General features: G+C 67.2%; 12 protein-coding genes and 1 pseudogene. 9 read left to right on the forward strand and 4 right to left on the reverse strand.

What is annotated here, in order from left to right; genetic code table 11:
* Positions 1-75: 75 nt before the first annotated feature.
* Together gap and tkt are read right to left on the reverse strand one after the other, a co-directional pair.
* Entirely contained in the window at positions 76-1,077 is a 1,002-nt protein-coding gene (gap, locus tag VEIS_RS00945) for a type I glyceraldehyde-3-phosphate dehydrogenase (RefSeq protein ID WP_011808002.1), read from the reverse strand.
* A 49-nt stretch (positions 1,078-1,126) separates the two neighbouring features.
* Positions 1,127-3,208, reverse strand: a complete 2,082-nt coding sequence (gene tkt, locus VEIS_RS00950; protein WP_011808003.1) for a transketolase — start codon at positions 3,206-3,208, stop codon at positions 1,127-1,129.
* Positions 3,209-3,325: 117 nt separating this feature from the next.
* Between tkt and VEIS_RS30115 the strand changes: the two are divergent.
* From VEIS_RS30115 to pyk, 5 genes and pseudogenes are all read left to right on the forward strand, one after another.
* A pseudogene (locus tag VEIS_RS30115) lies at positions 3,326-3,516 on the forward strand (S-adenosylmethionine decarboxylase proenzyme); the annotation flags it as partial.
* Positions 3,517-3,519: 3 nt separating this feature from the next.
* A complete protein-coding gene (locus VEIS_RS25140; protein ID WP_232287988.1) occupies positions 3,520-3,864 on the forward strand; it encodes an S-adenosylmethionine decarboxylase in 345 nt (114 codons plus the stop codon).
* A gap of 146 nt (positions 3,865-4,010) precedes the next feature.
* Entirely contained in the window at positions 4,011-4,745 is a 735-nt protein-coding gene (locus VEIS_RS00965) for a nucleotidyltransferase family protein (protein WP_198138001.1), read from the forward strand.
* Between the two features lie 168 nt (positions 4,746-4,913).
* Positions 4,914-6,314 carry an aminopeptidase P N-terminal domain-containing protein gene (locus VEIS_RS00970; RefSeq protein WP_011808006.1) on the forward strand — a complete coding sequence of 467 codons (1,401 nt, stop codon included), beginning with the start codon at positions 4,914-4,916 and terminating at the stop codon, positions 6,312-6,314.
* 67 nt (positions 6,315-6,381) lie between these two features.
* Positions 6,382-7,818, forward strand: a complete 1,437-nt coding sequence (pyk, locus tag VEIS_RS00975; protein WP_041949705.1) for a pyruvate kinase — start codon at positions 6,382-6,384, stop codon at positions 7,816-7,818.
* 4 nt (positions 7,819-7,822) lie between these two features.
* Here the strand turns inward: pyk and VEIS_RS00980 are convergent, their stop codons facing one another.
* Both VEIS_RS00980 and VEIS_RS00985 read right to left on the reverse strand, forming a co-directional pair.
* Positions 7,823-8,671, reverse strand: coding sequence for a phosphatase PAP2 family protein (locus tag VEIS_RS00980; protein WP_011808008.1), 849 nt, complete (start codon positions 8,669-8,671; stop codon positions 7,823-7,825).
* 289 nt (positions 8,672-8,960) lie between these two features.
* A complete protein-coding gene (locus VEIS_RS00985) occupies positions 8,961-9,854 on the reverse strand; it encodes a LysR family transcriptional regulator (protein WP_011808010.1) in 894 nt (297 codons plus the stop codon).
* A gap of 120 nt (positions 9,855-9,974) precedes the next feature.
* Here VEIS_RS00985 and VEIS_RS00990 point away from each other — a divergent pair, with 120 nt between their 5' ends.
* The 4 genes from VEIS_RS00990 (at position 9,975) to VEIS_RS01005 (ending at position 13,803) form a co-directional block, all read left to right on the forward strand.
* Positions 9,975-11,012, forward strand: coding sequence for an ABC transporter substrate-binding protein (locus tag VEIS_RS00990; protein WP_011808011.1), 1,038 nt, complete (start codon positions 9,975-9,977; stop codon positions 11,010-11,012).
* A 78-nt stretch (positions 11,013-11,090) separates the two neighbouring features.
* Entirely contained in the window at positions 11,091-12,134 is a 1,044-nt protein-coding gene (locus VEIS_RS00995) for an ABC transporter ATP-binding protein (RefSeq protein ID WP_041949706.1), read from the forward strand.
* Positions 12,131-12,997: an ABC transporter permease gene (locus VEIS_RS01000; RefSeq protein ID WP_011808013.1), complete on the forward strand. Its 867-nt coding sequence runs from the start codon at positions 12,131-12,133 to the stop codon at positions 12,995-12,997. The genes VEIS_RS00995 and VEIS_RS01000 overlap by 4 nt, the downstream gene beginning before the upstream one ends.
* A gap of 8 nt (positions 12,998-13,005) precedes the next feature.
* On the forward strand, positions 13,006-13,803 hold the full coding sequence (locus tag VEIS_RS01005; RefSeq protein WP_011808014.1) for an ABC transporter permease: 798 nt from the start codon (positions 13,006-13,008) through the stop codon (positions 13,801-13,803).
* Position 13,804: the final 1 nt, after the last annotated feature.

Here is a 13,804-nt window from a genome sequence, read left to right on the forward strand (position 1 = left end):
GGTTGGCCCCCCGGGCTGATGCGTGGACATGCGCCTGCTGCTGGCGCTGCTCCCACTGCGTCGCGATGGCCATTTTCATCCCCTGCAGACCACGCGCACCATCTCCAGGCATTTGTTCGAGTAGCCCCATTCGTTGTCGTACCAGCTCACGACTTTCACGAAGGTGTCGTCCAGCGCGATGCCGGCATCGGCGTCGAAGATCGAGGTGCGGGCGTCGCCGCGCAAGTCGGTGGCGACCACCTTGTCCTCGGTGTAGCCGAGCACGCCTTTGAGCGCGCCTTCGGACTGGGCCTTCATCTCGGCCTTGATGTCGTCGTAGCTGGCGGGCCGGCTCAGTTCCACCGTCAGGTCGACCACCGACACGTCGCTGGTCGGCACCCGAAAGGACATGCCGGTCAGTTTCTTGTTCAGCGCCGGAATCACCACGCCGACGGCCTTGGCTGCGCCGGTGCTCGACGGGATGATGTTTTCCAATATGCCGCGGCCCCCGCGCCAGTCTTTGTTCGATGGGCTGTCCACCGTTTTCTGCGTGGCGGTGGTTGCGTGCACCGTGGTCATCAGGCCGCGCCTGATGCCCCATTTGTCGTTGAGCACCTTGGCCACCGGGGCCAGGCAGTTGGTGGTGCACGAGGCGTTGGAGATGATGGCCTGTCCGGCGTAGCTGTCGTGGTTCACGCCGAACACGAACATCGGGGTGTCGTCCTTGGAGGGCGCGGACAGCACCACCTTCTTTGCGCCCGCATCGAGGTGCTTGCGCGCCGAGGCCTGGTCCAGGAACAGGCCCGTGGATTCGATCACCACCTCGGCGCCGACTTCGCTCCAGCGCAGTTGGGCCGGGTCGCGCTCTTGCGTCAGGCGAATTTTGTTGCCGTTGACGATCAAGTGGCTGCCCTCGACCGAGACCGTCCCGCGAAAGCGGCCGTGCACCGAGTCGTATTGCAGCATGTAGGCCAGGTAGTCGGGTTCGAGCAGGTCATTGACGGCGACGACGGTCAGGTCGCTGAAGTTCTCGATGGCGCTGCGCAGCACGTTGCGGCCGATGCGGCCAAAGCCGTTGATACCGATCTTGATCGTCATGGCTGACAGTTTCTCCACGGTTGTTGGTCAATCATCCTCTGCCTGCCCGTCACTTGCGCTTGCGCTTGAGCACGGCCTGCACGGTGGCGGCTACGTTGTCTGCGGTAAAGCCGAAATGCCCGAGCAGCACGGGCGCGGGGGCCGATTCGCCAAAGCGGTCGATGCCCACCACCGCCGCGCAACCGTATTTCCACCAGCCGTCGGTGACCCCCATCTCAACGGCCACGCGGGGCAGGCGGGCCGGCAGAACGGATTTTTTGTACTTGCGGTCTTGGCGGTCGAACCGGGTCGTGCTGGGCATGGAGACCACGCGCACGGGGATTTTCCTGTCGGCCAGCAGGCGCTGGGCCTGCAGCGCCAGTTGCACCTCGGAGCCGGTGGCGATGATCACGACCACGGGTTTCTTTTTCAGGCCCCGGTCCGCCGGCTCGCTCAGCACATAGGCGCCGTGGCCGATGCCGGCCAGGTCGCGCTTGGGCGCGTCGTGGGGATAGGGCAGGTTCTGGCGGCTCAGCAGCAGGGCCGTGGGCCGGTCCTGGTTGGACAGGGCCACGCGCCAGGCCACGGCGGTCTCGACGGTGTCGGCGGGGCGCCAGACATCGAGGTGGGGGATCAGGCGCAGGCTGGCCGCATGTTCGATCGCCTGGTGCGTGGGGCCGTCTTCGCCCAGACCGATGGAGTCGTGCGTGAACACATGGATCACGCGCTGGCGCATCAGCGCGGCCATGCGGATGGCGTTGCGGCTGTAGTCGCTGAAGGTCAGGAAGGTGCCGCCGTAGGGGATGTAGCCGCCGTGCAGCGCCAGGCCGTTCATGATCGCGGCCATGCCGAATTCGCGCACGCCGTAGTTGATGTGGCGGCCGATCTTGCCGCCCGCCGCAGCCTCTGCGCCTGCGGCGGCATCGGTCTTGACATTGCCTTGCGCGTCAAAGCGCAGCGCGGGCGTGCTCGTGGTGTGGGTGAGGTTGGAACTGGTCAGGTCGGCGCTGCCGCCGAGCAGTTCCGGCAATTCGGCGGTGAAGGCTTGCAGCGCCAGTTGGCTGGCCCTGCGGCTGGCCACGGTTTCGCGTTTGCCATCGGCGGCCCGTTCGATGCCTGCGGCCAATGGCTCGAAATGGGCCGGCAGTTGGCCCTGCATGCGGCGCCTGAATTCGGCGGCCAGCGCGGGGAAGGCCTGGCCGTAGGCGGCAAAGCGCTCATTCCATTGGGCTTGTGCGCTCTGGCCCTTGGCCCGGCCGTCCCAGGCGGCGTAGATGTCCGGCTCGACCACGAACGGCGCGCTGGTCCAGCCCAGTTCTGCGCGGGCCAGCGCGACTTCTTCGGCCCCCAGCGGCTCGCCATGGGCTTTGGCGCTGTTGGCGCGGTTCGGGCTGCCCTGGCCGATACGGGTCTTGCAGACGATGAGGGTGGGGCGTTCGGTCTGCTTTTTGGCCTCGGCGATGGCGCTGGCCACCTTGTCGGCGTCATGGCCGTCGATCGGGCCGATCACGTTCCAGCCGCAGGCCACGAAGCGCAGTGGCGTGTTGTCGGCAAACCAGGGCGTGACCTGGCCGTCGATCGAGATGCCGTTGTCGTCGTACAGCGCGATCAGTTTGTGCAGTTTCCAGACGCCGGCCAGGGCCACGGCTTCGTGGCTGACGCCTTCCATCAGGCAACCATCGCCGAGGAAGACGTAGCTGTGGTGGTCGACCACGACATGGCCTGCGCGGTTGAATTCGGCGGCCAGCAGTTTTTCCGCCAGCGCAAACCCCACGGCATTGGCGATGCCCTGCCCGAGCGGGCCGGTGGTGGTCTCCACGCCAGGGGTCAGGCCGACCTCGGGGTGGCCCGCTGTCTTGCTGTGCAGTTGGCGAAAGTTCTTCAACTCGTCGATCGACAGATCGTAGCCCGTCAGGTGCAGCAGCGCGTACAGCAGCATCGAGCCGTGGCCATTGCTCAGCACGAAGCGGTCGCGATCGAACCAGCGCGGGTCGGCCGGGTTGTGCTTGAGGTGCTGGCCCCAGAGTGCCACGGCCATGTCGGCCATGCCCATCGGCGCGCCGGGATGGCCGGAGTTGGCTTGTTGAACTGCGTCCATGGCCAAGGCGCGGATCGCATTGGCCATCTGTGGGTGGGGCTGGATATTGGCCATGGGGCTTTGGTGTGCGGGGAAAACGCGGCATTTTAGGGCGGGTTGCAAAGCCGGCGCCCTGCGGCCCCGGCACTGGCGCTGCGGCGATGCGCTGGCGATGCCCTAGTATTGCAGGCCATGCAAGGGCTGCATCTTACTGCCGATCTCCATGGCTGCCGCTGCGCGCAGGCGTGGCTGCCCGACGCCCCCCTGCCCGGCGGGGCCTGCATGGATGCCGCGCGCGCCGCCGGATTGCAGCCGGTGGGCCAGTCGTTCCATGGGTTTGCGGCCACGGCGCAGGGCCTGGGGGGGTGACCGCGACGGTGCTGCTAGTGTCGCGTCACCGATCATCTGTCGGTCTGCGCTGGCCATCGAAGCGCATCGCGGCGTTGCATCGCTTGCCAATACGCTCGGTATTGGCCGCGCGATGCGCCTTGCGCTGCGCTCCGATGGCTGCGCGCAGCCTACGACATCTGATCGGTGACGCGACACTAGCACAGTCGCACCTGTGCGCGCACACCTGGCCCGAGCAGCGCGCCGTCACGCTCGACGTGCATGTGTGCAACTTCGGCGCCGATCATTCGGGCAAGGCGCAGCCGCTGCGGGAGGCTTTGCCGGCCCTGTTCGGGCCGAGCACGGTGTTGCGCCATGCGCTGCAGCGGGGCGCCCTGCCATGAGCGTCGCCCGGCCGCCCGAAGACGCTCATACCGCAGCCGAAGGCGAAGGTACTTCATCTATCGTCGCCCGGCCGCCCGAAGGCGCTCGTACCGCAGGCGAAGGCCCTCCAGTGAACCCGGGCGCGCCGGCGCTGCAAGTGCCTGCGATGCTGCTGGCCGCAGGCCGGGGCGAGCGCATGCGCCCGCTGACCGACACCACTCCCAAGCCGCTGCTGACGGTGCAGGGCCAGCCCTTGCTGCATTGGCAGCTACAGGCATTGCAAGCGGCGGGGGTCGGGCAGGTGGTGATCAACACCGCTTGGCTGGGCGCGCAGATCAGCGCCCATTTCTCGAATGTCTTTACCCACCGGGGCTTGACCCATCCGCACCGGCCGCTATTGATTTCATACTCGCACGAGGCTGTGGATTTTGGCGCTGCGCTGGGGACTGCCGGCGGCATTGCGCGCGCGCTGCCGCAACTGGGCCCGGTGTTCTGGCTGGCGGCGGGCGATGTGTTTACCCCCGACTTCGTTTTCGACCCGGCTGCCGTGCAGTCCTTTGCGACCAGCGGCCAGTTGGCCCATCTGTGGCTGGTGCCCAACCCGGCCCACCACCCGCGCGGTGACTTTGGCCTGTCGGCGCAGGGGCTGGCCCTGAACCTGCCCGCGCAGGATCCGGCGCCACGCTACACCTACAGCAGCATCGCCTTGCTGCGCGCAGCGCTGTTCGCGCCGCCCTGGTGCGCTATTGCGGCCGGCAACCCCGGCGGCGTGAACGCCGCGCTGGCACCGCTGCTGCGCCGGGCCATGGACCAGCACCGGGTGGGGGCCTCGCTCTACACCGGCCGCTGGACCGATGTCGGCACGCCCGAGCGCTTGGCGCTATTGAATGAGCGCTATTGAATGAGCGCCGCTGAATGGGCGCCGCTGAACGGCGCGGGCCGAGCCGGGGTTTTCGGCCGGCCCGGCCGGTCGGCTTGGTGCCGGAGCATCTGCAGCACCAGAGCAATTGTTTGCAAATGGCCTGGCCAGCCGCTGCGCCGCAGAGCCGATTCGCGAGGAAAATGGCGCATGAGCTCACCGCCCGCCCCATCATCCATCTACGCCCAGCGCCGCGCGCGCCTTGCTGCCCAGTTGGGCCAGGGGGGCATCGCCATCATTCCCACGGCGCCCGAGCGCCCGCGCAACCGGGACAATGACTTTGCGTTTCGCCACGACAGCTACTTTTACTATCTGACCGGTTTCACCGAGCCGGGCGCCGCCTTGGTGCTGGCCCACGATGGCCAGAGCACGCTGTTTTGCCAGCCCAAGGACCCGGAGCGCGAGATCTGGGACGGCTACCGCCTGGGGCCTGCGGCGGCCCCTGCGGCGCTCGGCGTCGATGCGGCGCACCCGATCACCGAGTTCGATGCCAGGCTGCCCCGCCTGCTGGAAAACAGCCGCTGCGTCTGGTATCCGTTTGGCACGCACAGCGGTCTGGCCGCGCGGCTGGAAGGCTGGCTCGCCGCCGTGCGCGCGCGGCTGCGCTACGGCGCGCTGTGCCCAACGATGCAGGGCGACCTGTGCACGCTGCTCGACGAGATGCGCCTGTTCAAGGACGGGCACGAGCAAGACCTGATGCGCCGTGCCAGCCGGATCAGCGCGCAGGCCCATATCCGCGCCATGCAGCGCTCGGCGCGCATGTTGCGCTCGGGCCAGGCGCTGCGCGAATACCATCTGGAGGCCGAACTACTGCATGCGCTGCGCGACGCCGGCGTGCAGTCCACGGCCTACACCTGTATCGTCGCCGCAGGCGCCAATGCCTGCGTGCTGCATTACCGGGCCGATGCGGCCCCGGTGCGCAATGGCGATCTGGTGCTGATCGACGCCGGCGGCGAGCTCGATGGCTACGCCAGCGACATCACGCGCACCTTCCCGGCCAATGGCCGCTTCACCGGCCCGCAGCGCGCACTGTATGACTTGGTGCTGGCCAGCCAGGAGGCCGCCGTGGCCGCCATCCGGGCCGGCGCACGTTTCGACGACCCGCATGACGCCAGCGTGGCCGTGCTGGCGCAGGGCCTGCTCGACCTGGGCCTGCTCGACGGCAACCGGGTGGGCCGGCGCGACGATGTGATCGCCAGCCGCGCCTATTTCCAGTTCTACATGCACCGCACCAGCCATTGGCTGGGCATGGACGTGCACGACTGCGGCAGCTATCTGGAGCCCGGCGAGATCGGCCAGGTCAGCCAGCGCCGCGACCCGCTCACGGGCCAGACCATCAGCCACCGGCCCAGCCGCGTGCTGCGCCCCGGCATGGTGCTGACCGTCGAGCCCGGCATCTACGTGCGGCCCGCTGCCGGCGTGCCCGAGCAGTTCCACCATCTCGGCATCCGCATCGAAGACGATGCCATCGTCACCGCCTCGGGCTGCGAACTGATCACGCGCGACGTGCCGGTGCAGGCCGGCGCCATCGAAGCGCTGATGCGCGACTGAGCAACGCAGCCCCATGCAAGAATCGGCACCCGATCACCACCCATCCATCCCCCGAAAGACCCGCCCCATGCCTACGCGCCGCGCCACCAAGATCGTTGCCACCCTGGGCCCTGCATCGAGCGAGCCGGCGCTGCTGGAGGCCATGATCCGCGCAGGGGTGAATGTGGTTCGGCTGAACTTCAGCCACGGCAAGGCGCAAGACCATATCGACCGCGCCGCCTGCGTGCGTGCTGCGGCGCAGCGCGCCGGGCACGAGGTGGCCATCATGGCCGACCTGCAAGGGCCCAAGATCCGCGTCGGCAAATTCGCCGAAGGCCGGGTGCTGCTGGCGCCGGGCGCTCCCTTCGTGCTCGACGCATCGCGCACCGAACCGGGCGACATCGATGGCGTGGGCCTCGATTACAAGGAACTGCCGCACGATGTGAAGGGCGGCGACCTGCTGCTGCTCAACGATGGCCTGATCGTGCTCAGCGTGGACGCAGTGCGCGGCGAGCAGGTGCACACCACCGTCAAGATCGGCGGCGAGCTGTCGAACAACAAAGGCATCAACAAAAAGGGCGGCGGCCTGACGGCGTCGGCCCTGACGGCCAAGGACATGGAGGACATCCGCACCGCGATGGGCTTTCAGGCCGACTATGTGGCCGTGAGCTTTCCGAAAAATGCGACCGACATGGAAATGGCGCGCCAACTGTGCACCGTCGCCGCCTCGGAGCAGCGCCACAAGCCGGGCCTGATCGCCAAGATCGAGCGCGCCGAGGCGATTCCGCACCTGCAAGCCATACTGCGCGTGAGCGACGGCATCATGGTCGCGCGCGGCGACCTGGCGGTGGAAGTGGGCAACGCCGCCGTGCCGGCGCTGCAAAAGAAGATGATCCGCATGGCGCGGGATATGGACAAACTGGTGATCACCGCCACGCAGATGATGGAAAGCATGATCACCAACCCGGTGCCCACGCGGGCCGAGGTCAGTGACGTGGCCAATGCCGTGCTCGACGGAACCGACGCCGTGATGCTCAGCGCCGAAACCGCTGCCGGCCGCTACCCGCTCGAAACCGTGACCGAAATGGCCACCATCTGCGCCGCCGCCGAAGCCGCCGAGGAGCACCGGCTCGACGCCGACTTCACCGGCCAGACCTTTGACCGCATCGACCAGTCGATCGCCATGGGCGCGCTGTTCACGGCCCACCACCTGGGCGCCAAAGCCATCGTGGCCATGACCGACAGCGGTGCCACCGCGCTGTGGATGAGCCGGCATGGCATCCATGTCCCGATCTACGCGCTCACCCCCAAGGTGGCCACGCAGCGCAAGATGGCCATGTACCGCAACGTGCTGCCGCTGCTGATGGACACCAGCGCCGACCGCGACACCGCGCTGGCCCAGGCCGAGCAGCATCTGAAAAGCCGCGGCATCGTGCAGCAAGGCGATGTCTACGCCATCACCTGCGGCGAGCCGATGGGCGCCCCCGGCGGGACCAACATGCTGAAAATCTGCGTCGTCGCTTGAGGGATCACCCCGCAGCGCCCGTCGTTGCGCCTGTTGCGCCTGTTTCGCCCGTGGCACTGTCCGCATGGCTGCGGCCAACCGGGGTGGCGCAGTCAGCGGACCCGGCGGCGTGACGGTCCTGGCCGTCCGGGGTCGTGGCACCGGCGCTGGCGGCCGATCGCCGGCGCAGTGCGCCAGCCGCCACATCGCACAGCCAGCCGGTGCTCCAGCACAGCCAGCCGGTCCACAGCGTATGGCTCATGAAATGCGCGCCGCGCAACTGTTGCGCGCCACCGAGCACCAGGCCGGCCAGCAAGGCGCCGGCCAGCCACCAGCGGGCGACGCCGGGCAACTGGTGGCGCAGCGCGAAATAGCCGCCGAGAAAGGCAAAGCCCGCAGCGGCATGGCCGGCCGGAAAGCAGCGCCCGCCGCCGCCGTCGCGCACCCCCAGCGCCCAATGCGAGACATGGCGCGCGACACCGCCGAACTGCGCCAGATCCCAGGGGCAACTGGTGGCGCTCAGGCTCTTGGCCGCGCTGACCAGCGCCAGCGCCAGCAAGCAGCTCACGACCATCTGCCACCGGTCGCGGGCGGCCATGCGCCGCAAAAATCCCTTGGGCCACCACAGGCCCAGGGTCAGCAGCAGCAACAGCAAATATCCCAGGCGCCGGGCGCCCTCGTGCAGCACCTGTGTCAAAAACCACTGCTCACGCAACGCAAAGCCGCCCGCAGAGCCAAAGACCCGGGCCAGCGCCAGGTCTTGCCCGCCCGCATCCCAGGCCAGCACGCCGGCCAGGGCCGCCAGGGTCCAGCACAGGTGGGCGTGGCGCCGCAGCGGGGACGGTGGCGCGTCGGAAAGCGACTGGGATGGCATGACCCCGGACCATACCGCATGGCGGCGCGGCCGGCACCGGTCATGCTTTCACGCGCCCCGCCCCGGGCTGCGCCGGGCCGCACCGGGCCGCGCCGGCGCGGCACTGGCGTGCCGCAGGGGGCCGCGTGCAACACGCAGCAGCTTGCCTTGCCGGGACAGCCGGGACAGCGCCCGATCGACGGCGGCCCGGCTGCCGGAGCGCAGAGACTCCCGGGGCGGCGGCGCACCCTGTCGAGCGCATGGCCCATCGCGTTCCGGCCGGATTTTTCCAGGCACCGCCCACCGCTTGTCATCGGCCCTGCCCGATGACCGCCGCGCGCACCTGGTGGGCGAAGTCCTGTGCCAGTGCGGATCTGCACCGGCCTGCGGCCCAGATCACGGCGATGTCGAACAAGATGGCGGGGTGAAAGGGCCGGACCACGACGCCGCGCCCGCAGTATTCGGCCGCTGTGAACGGATCGACGATGCTGACGCCGGCTCCGGCGGCGACCAGTGCGCAGGCGATCATCGATAGCGGTGTTTCGATGCGCACTTCGCGCGTGATGCGTTCGGACGCGAAGAGCGCGTCGATCTGATAGCGCAGTTGCGTCATCTGCTCCAGCGAGACGAAAGACTCGCCGGCGAAATCACGCGGCCCAAGAACCGATCGGGCTGCAAGCCGGTGGTCTTGGGGCAGCACCGCGACCGCCGTGGCCTGCGGCAGGGGCTCGACATCGAGGCTCGGAAAATCCAGCGGCAGTTGGACGAAGCCAAGTTCGCAAAAGCCCGAGACCACCCAGTCCGCTACCTGTGATGAGCTACTGCCGTAGACCGTGACATTCAGGCCGGGCTTGTGCTGAAGGTAGCGGCTCACGAGCCGAGGCAGGAAGCCGACATTGAACGCCGGCAAGGCCGCGATGCGCAGCGTACCCATGCGCCGCTCGCGCAGGCTCAGGGCTGCGGCCTGTATGCGCTCCAGGCCAACGAATTGGCGCTCGACCTCGCGAAAAAGCGATAGCGCCTCGTTCGTCGGCACCAGCCTCGTGCCGCGCTTGACGAAGAGCTTGAGCCCGAGTGCGTATTGCAGGTCATGGATCAGTCGCGTCACCGCAGGCTGGGAGATGCTCAGCGCCTGGGCTGCGGCAGTGACCCCGCCCATGATGATGACGGTGCGGAAGGCCTCGATCTGGCGCGGATTCAGCATGCGGTGCTCTCACTGGCAATACATCACATTTGGACATGGACCGCGCCAAGCATTTGATTTGACCCGGATCACGGTTATCGCTGATGCTCGGCCGACCGATGCAAAACGGGAGAGTGCCTGATGAAGTCCATGTGGTTTGGCGTGCTTTCGGCGACAGCCATCCTGGCTGGCGCCGGTTCGGCTTTCGCCCAGCAGAAAACGCTGTATGTTGCCGGCTATGGCGGCTCCTTCGAGCAGATGATGCGCAAGGAGGTCATTCCCGATTTTGAAAAGCAGGCCAGGCTCAGGATCGAGTATGTCGCCGGCAACTCGACCGACACGCTGGCCAAGTTGCAGGCGCAAAAAGGCAATCAGCAGATCGACGCCATCATCGTCGATGATGGTCCAGCCTATCAAGCGGTCTCGCTCGGGTTCTGCGGCACGCTGCGCCCGGCGCCGATTTATGCCGATGTCGCGCCGGTGATGAAGTTCAAATCGAACCAGGCCATCGGTTTGGGCATGGTGGCGACGGGCCTGTTCTATAACAAAAAGGTCTTCGCGGAGAACCGATGGCCGGCCCCGACGTCCTGGGCCGATCTGAACGACCCCAAGTTTCGCAAGAAGCTGGTGATCCCGTCGATCAACAACACCTACGGTCTGCATACGCTGGTCGCGATGGCGCAGCTCGGTGGCGGCAGCGAGGCGAATGTGGAGCCCGGCTTCAAGATGATCAAGGAGCAGACCAATCCCAACGTGCTGGTGTATGAGTCCTCGGCAGCGAAGATGGTCGAGTTGTTCCAGAGCGGCCAGGCGGTGCTCGGTGTCTGGGGCTCGGGGCGGGTCAAGGCCTTTGCCGACACCGGCTTCCCGGCGGAGTTCGTCTATCCCCGGGAGGGCGGCTTCGTTCTGGGCATTGTCGGCTGCCCGGTCGAGGGGTCGAAGAACGCGGTCGAGGCGAATGCCTTTTTGCAATACATGCTCTCGCCTGCGGTGCAGATGACGCTGGCGCTGCGTCACGGCGCCGGTCCTGCCAACACCCGGGTGGTACTGACGCCGCAGCAGCACCGGGGCCTGCCTTATGGCGGGCAGGCCAGGGCGCTCAAAGCGCTCGACTGGGACACGGCCAACGCCAGGCGTGAGGAATGGACGCGGCGCTGGAACCGCGAGATCGAGCGCTGAGCGTGCCGCCCGGATGCAACCCTGTCCTCCCTGCCCACCCTCCACCCTCCACCCTCCACCCTGTTGCCGATGGCGTCCATGTCGCACCTCGTCCTCGATGGTTTGGGCAAATCCTATGGTGACGTGACCGTCATCGCGGGGCTCGATCTGGCGGTCGAGCGCGGGGAATTCGTTTCGCTGCTGGGCCCTTCCGGCTGCGGCAAGACCACCACCTTGCAGATGATCGCCGGCTTCACCCCGGTCGATCGCGGGCGCATTTTGCTCGACGGCAGTGACCTTGCCACGGTCGCGCCCAGCAAGCGCGGTCTGGGCATCGTCTTTCAGAGCTACGCGCTGTTTCCGCATATGACGGTGGCGCAGAACATCGCTTTCGGGCTGGAAATGCGCGGCGTTGCCAAGTCCGAGCGCGACCGGCGCACCTTGGAGGCGATGGCGCTGGTGGACCTCGATGGCTTTGTCGAACGCTATCCGCGCCGGATGTCGGGCGGCCAGCAGCAGCGTGTCGCGCTGGCGCGTGCGCTGGTCATCGAACCGACGCTGCTCCTGCTCGACGAGCCTTTGTCCAATCTCGATGCCAAGCTGCGCGAGGAGATGCAGGGCGAACTGCGCCGGATACAGCGCTCGGTCGGCACCACCACGATCCTCGTGACCCATGACCAGCATGAGGCGATGGCGCTGTCCGACCGCATCGTGCTGATGAATCAGGGCCGGGTCGAGCAGATCGGTACGCCGGACGCGATCTATGCGCGTCCGAGCAGTGCCTTCGTCGCCCATTTCCTCGGCAAAACCAATATCCTGCAGGGCCGGGGCGACGGTTGCGGCCATGTCGTCATCGGCCCATTGTCCATTCCCGTCGCTGGTGCGGGCGCTGGCGCGGTGGCGCTCGCCGTCCGGCCGGAGCGGCTGTCGATCGACGCGCCGGGCGCCCGTGGTTTCCCGGCGCGCATCACCGGCCGGGTGTTCCAGGGCGCGCATTGGCTGCTGAGCGCCGATAGCGAGGCCGGGGCGCTGTGGCTGCTGCGCAGCAATGACGGCAGCAGCATCCCGGCCGATGGCCAAACCGTGATGCTGTCGTTTGCGCCGGCCGATGCCGCCGTGCTCGAGAACGGGGCTGCGCCATGACCGGCATGACCAAAGAACGCCGCGCGCCCTACTGGCTGGTCGCACCGGGGCTGCTGGTCTTCCTCGGTCTGGTCATCATTCCATTGGGCATGACGGCCTTGCTCTCGTTCTACGACTGGGGGCAATACAAGGGCATCGTGGCCGAGTTCACACTGAAGAATTGGATCGAGATCGCGACCGATTCCTATTTTTTCGAGATCTTCCTGCGCAGTTTCCGGATCGCGTTGCTGGTGACGTTGGCGACGATGCTGATCGGTGTGCCGCAGGCTTACATCCTGCGGCGGATGTCGCCCGGCTGGCGCAGCGTCTTCCTGTTCGTCGTCATCGGGCCGCTGCTGGTGTCGGTGGTGGCGCGCACGCTGGGCTGGGCGCTGCTGCTGGGTTCGACCGGGGTCGTCAACCAGGGCTTGATCGCGCTCGGACTGATTCGCGCGCCGCTGGAATTCATGTTCACCGAGACGGGCGTCATCATCGCGCTCACCCATGTGCTGATACCGTTCATGATCCTGGCCGTCTGGGCCTCGCTGCAACGGCTCGACCCGCAGATCGAGAACGCGGCGATGTCGCTGGGCGCCGGCGGGTTGACGATCTGGCGGCGGGTGATCCTGCCGCAGATCGTGCCGGGCATTCTCTCCGGTGCGATCATCGTCTTCGCGCTGGCCGCCAGCGCCTTTGCTTCGCCGGCGATCATCGGCGGGCGGCGGCTCAAGGTGGCCGCGACGTTGGCCTATGACGAGTTCCTGAACACGCTGAACTGGCCGCTCGGCGCGGCGGTGGCGATGTTTTTGCTCGTTGCGCTGGTGGCCATCATCGTCGGCTCGAACCGACTGATCGAGCGCCGCTTCGCGCCGGTGTTCGAATAGGTGCGCGAATGAGAAGCAACGGCCCCCTGGCGCTGGTTTTCCACACGCTGTTCGTGGTGTTCATGCTGGCGCCGCTGGTGATCGTCTGCATCGTCGCCTTCACGCCGCAGGGCTATCTTTCACTGCCGACGCAGGGCCTGAGCCTGCGCTGGTTCAAGGCGATCTTCGCTTACCCCGAATTCCTGCGCGCCTTCTACACCTCGCTCTGGCTCGCGGCGCTGTCCTCGGGCATCGTGATCGCGCTGGCCGTGCCGGCGGCGCTGGCCATTGCCCGCTACCGCTTCGTTGGCCGCGAGGCGATCACGGCCTTGTTCATGTCGCCGCTGATGGTGCCGCATGTCGTGCTCGGCATCGCCTTCCTGCGGTTTTTCACGCAGATCGGCCTGTCGGGCAGCTTCACCGGGCTGGTGCTCAGCCATTGTCTGATCATTTTTCCCTTTGCCCTGCGGCTCGTGCTCGCCGCCTCCTACGGTATGGACCGCCGGATCGAGCAGGCGGCGATCTCGCTCGGCGCTGGCGCGCTGACGGTGTTCCGGCGGGTGACGCTGCCGCTGATCCTGCCCGGCATCGTCTCGGGCTGGCTGCTGGCTGCGATCAACTCCTTCGACGAGGTCACGATGACGGTGTTCATTGCCTCGCCGGCGACCAGCACGCTGCCGGTCAGGATGTTTCTCTACCTTCAGGACAATATCGATCCGCTGATCGCCGCCATTTCCGCCTGCCTGATCGCGCTGACGGCCGCGCTGCTGTTCGTTTTCGACAGACTCTATGGGCTCGATCGGCTGTTCGCGGGCGCCGCAAAGTGAC

Origin of the sequence: Verminephrobacter eiseniae EF01-2, assembly GCF_000015565.1 — a bacterium.
In the GTDB taxonomy this organism is placed as follows: Bacteria; Pseudomonadota; Gammaproteobacteria; order Burkholderiales; family Burkholderiaceae_C; genus Acidovorax; species Acidovorax eiseniae.

Coding starts and splice junctions, on each gene's coding strand:
- tkt (WP_011808003.1), bottom strand. CDS start 3,208: ATGGCCAATATCCAGCCCCACCCACAGATGGCCAATGCGATCCGCGCC.
- VEIS_RS00990 (WP_011808011.1), top strand. CDS start 9,975: ATGAAGTCCATGTGGTTTGGCGTGCTTTCGGCGACAGCCATCCTGGCT.
- VEIS_RS00980 (WP_011808008.1), bottom strand. CDS start 8,671: ATGCCATCCCAGTCGCTTTCCGACGCGCCACCGTCCCCGCTGCGGCGC.
- VEIS_RS00995 (WP_041949706.1), top strand. CDS start 11,091: ATGTCGCACCTCGTCCTCGATGGTTTGGGCAAATCCTATGGTGACGTG.
- gap (WP_011808002.1), bottom strand. CDS start 1,077: ATGACGATCAAGATCGGTATCAACGGCTTTGGCCGCATCGGCCGCAAC.
- pyk (WP_041949705.1), top strand. CDS start 6,382: ATGCCTACGCGCCGCGCCACCAAGATCGTTGCCACCCTGGGCCCTGCA.
- VEIS_RS01005 (WP_011808014.1), top strand. CDS start 13,006: ATGAGAAGCAACGGCCCCCTGGCGCTGGTTTTCCACACGCTGTTCGTG.
- VEIS_RS00970 (WP_011808006.1), top strand. CDS start 4,914: ATGAGCTCACCGCCCGCCCCATCATCCATCTACGCCCAGCGCCGCGCG.
- VEIS_RS00985 (WP_011808010.1), bottom strand. CDS start 9,854: ATGCTGAATCCGCGCCAGATCGAGGCCTTCCGCACCGTCATCATCATG.
- VEIS_RS01000 (WP_011808013.1), top strand. CDS start 12,131: ATGACCGGCATGACCAAAGAACGCCGCGCGCCCTACTGGCTGGTCGCA.
- VEIS_RS00965 (WP_198138001.1), top strand. CDS start 4,011: ATGCTGCTGGCCGCAGGCCGGGGCGAGCGCATGCGCCCGCTGACCGAC.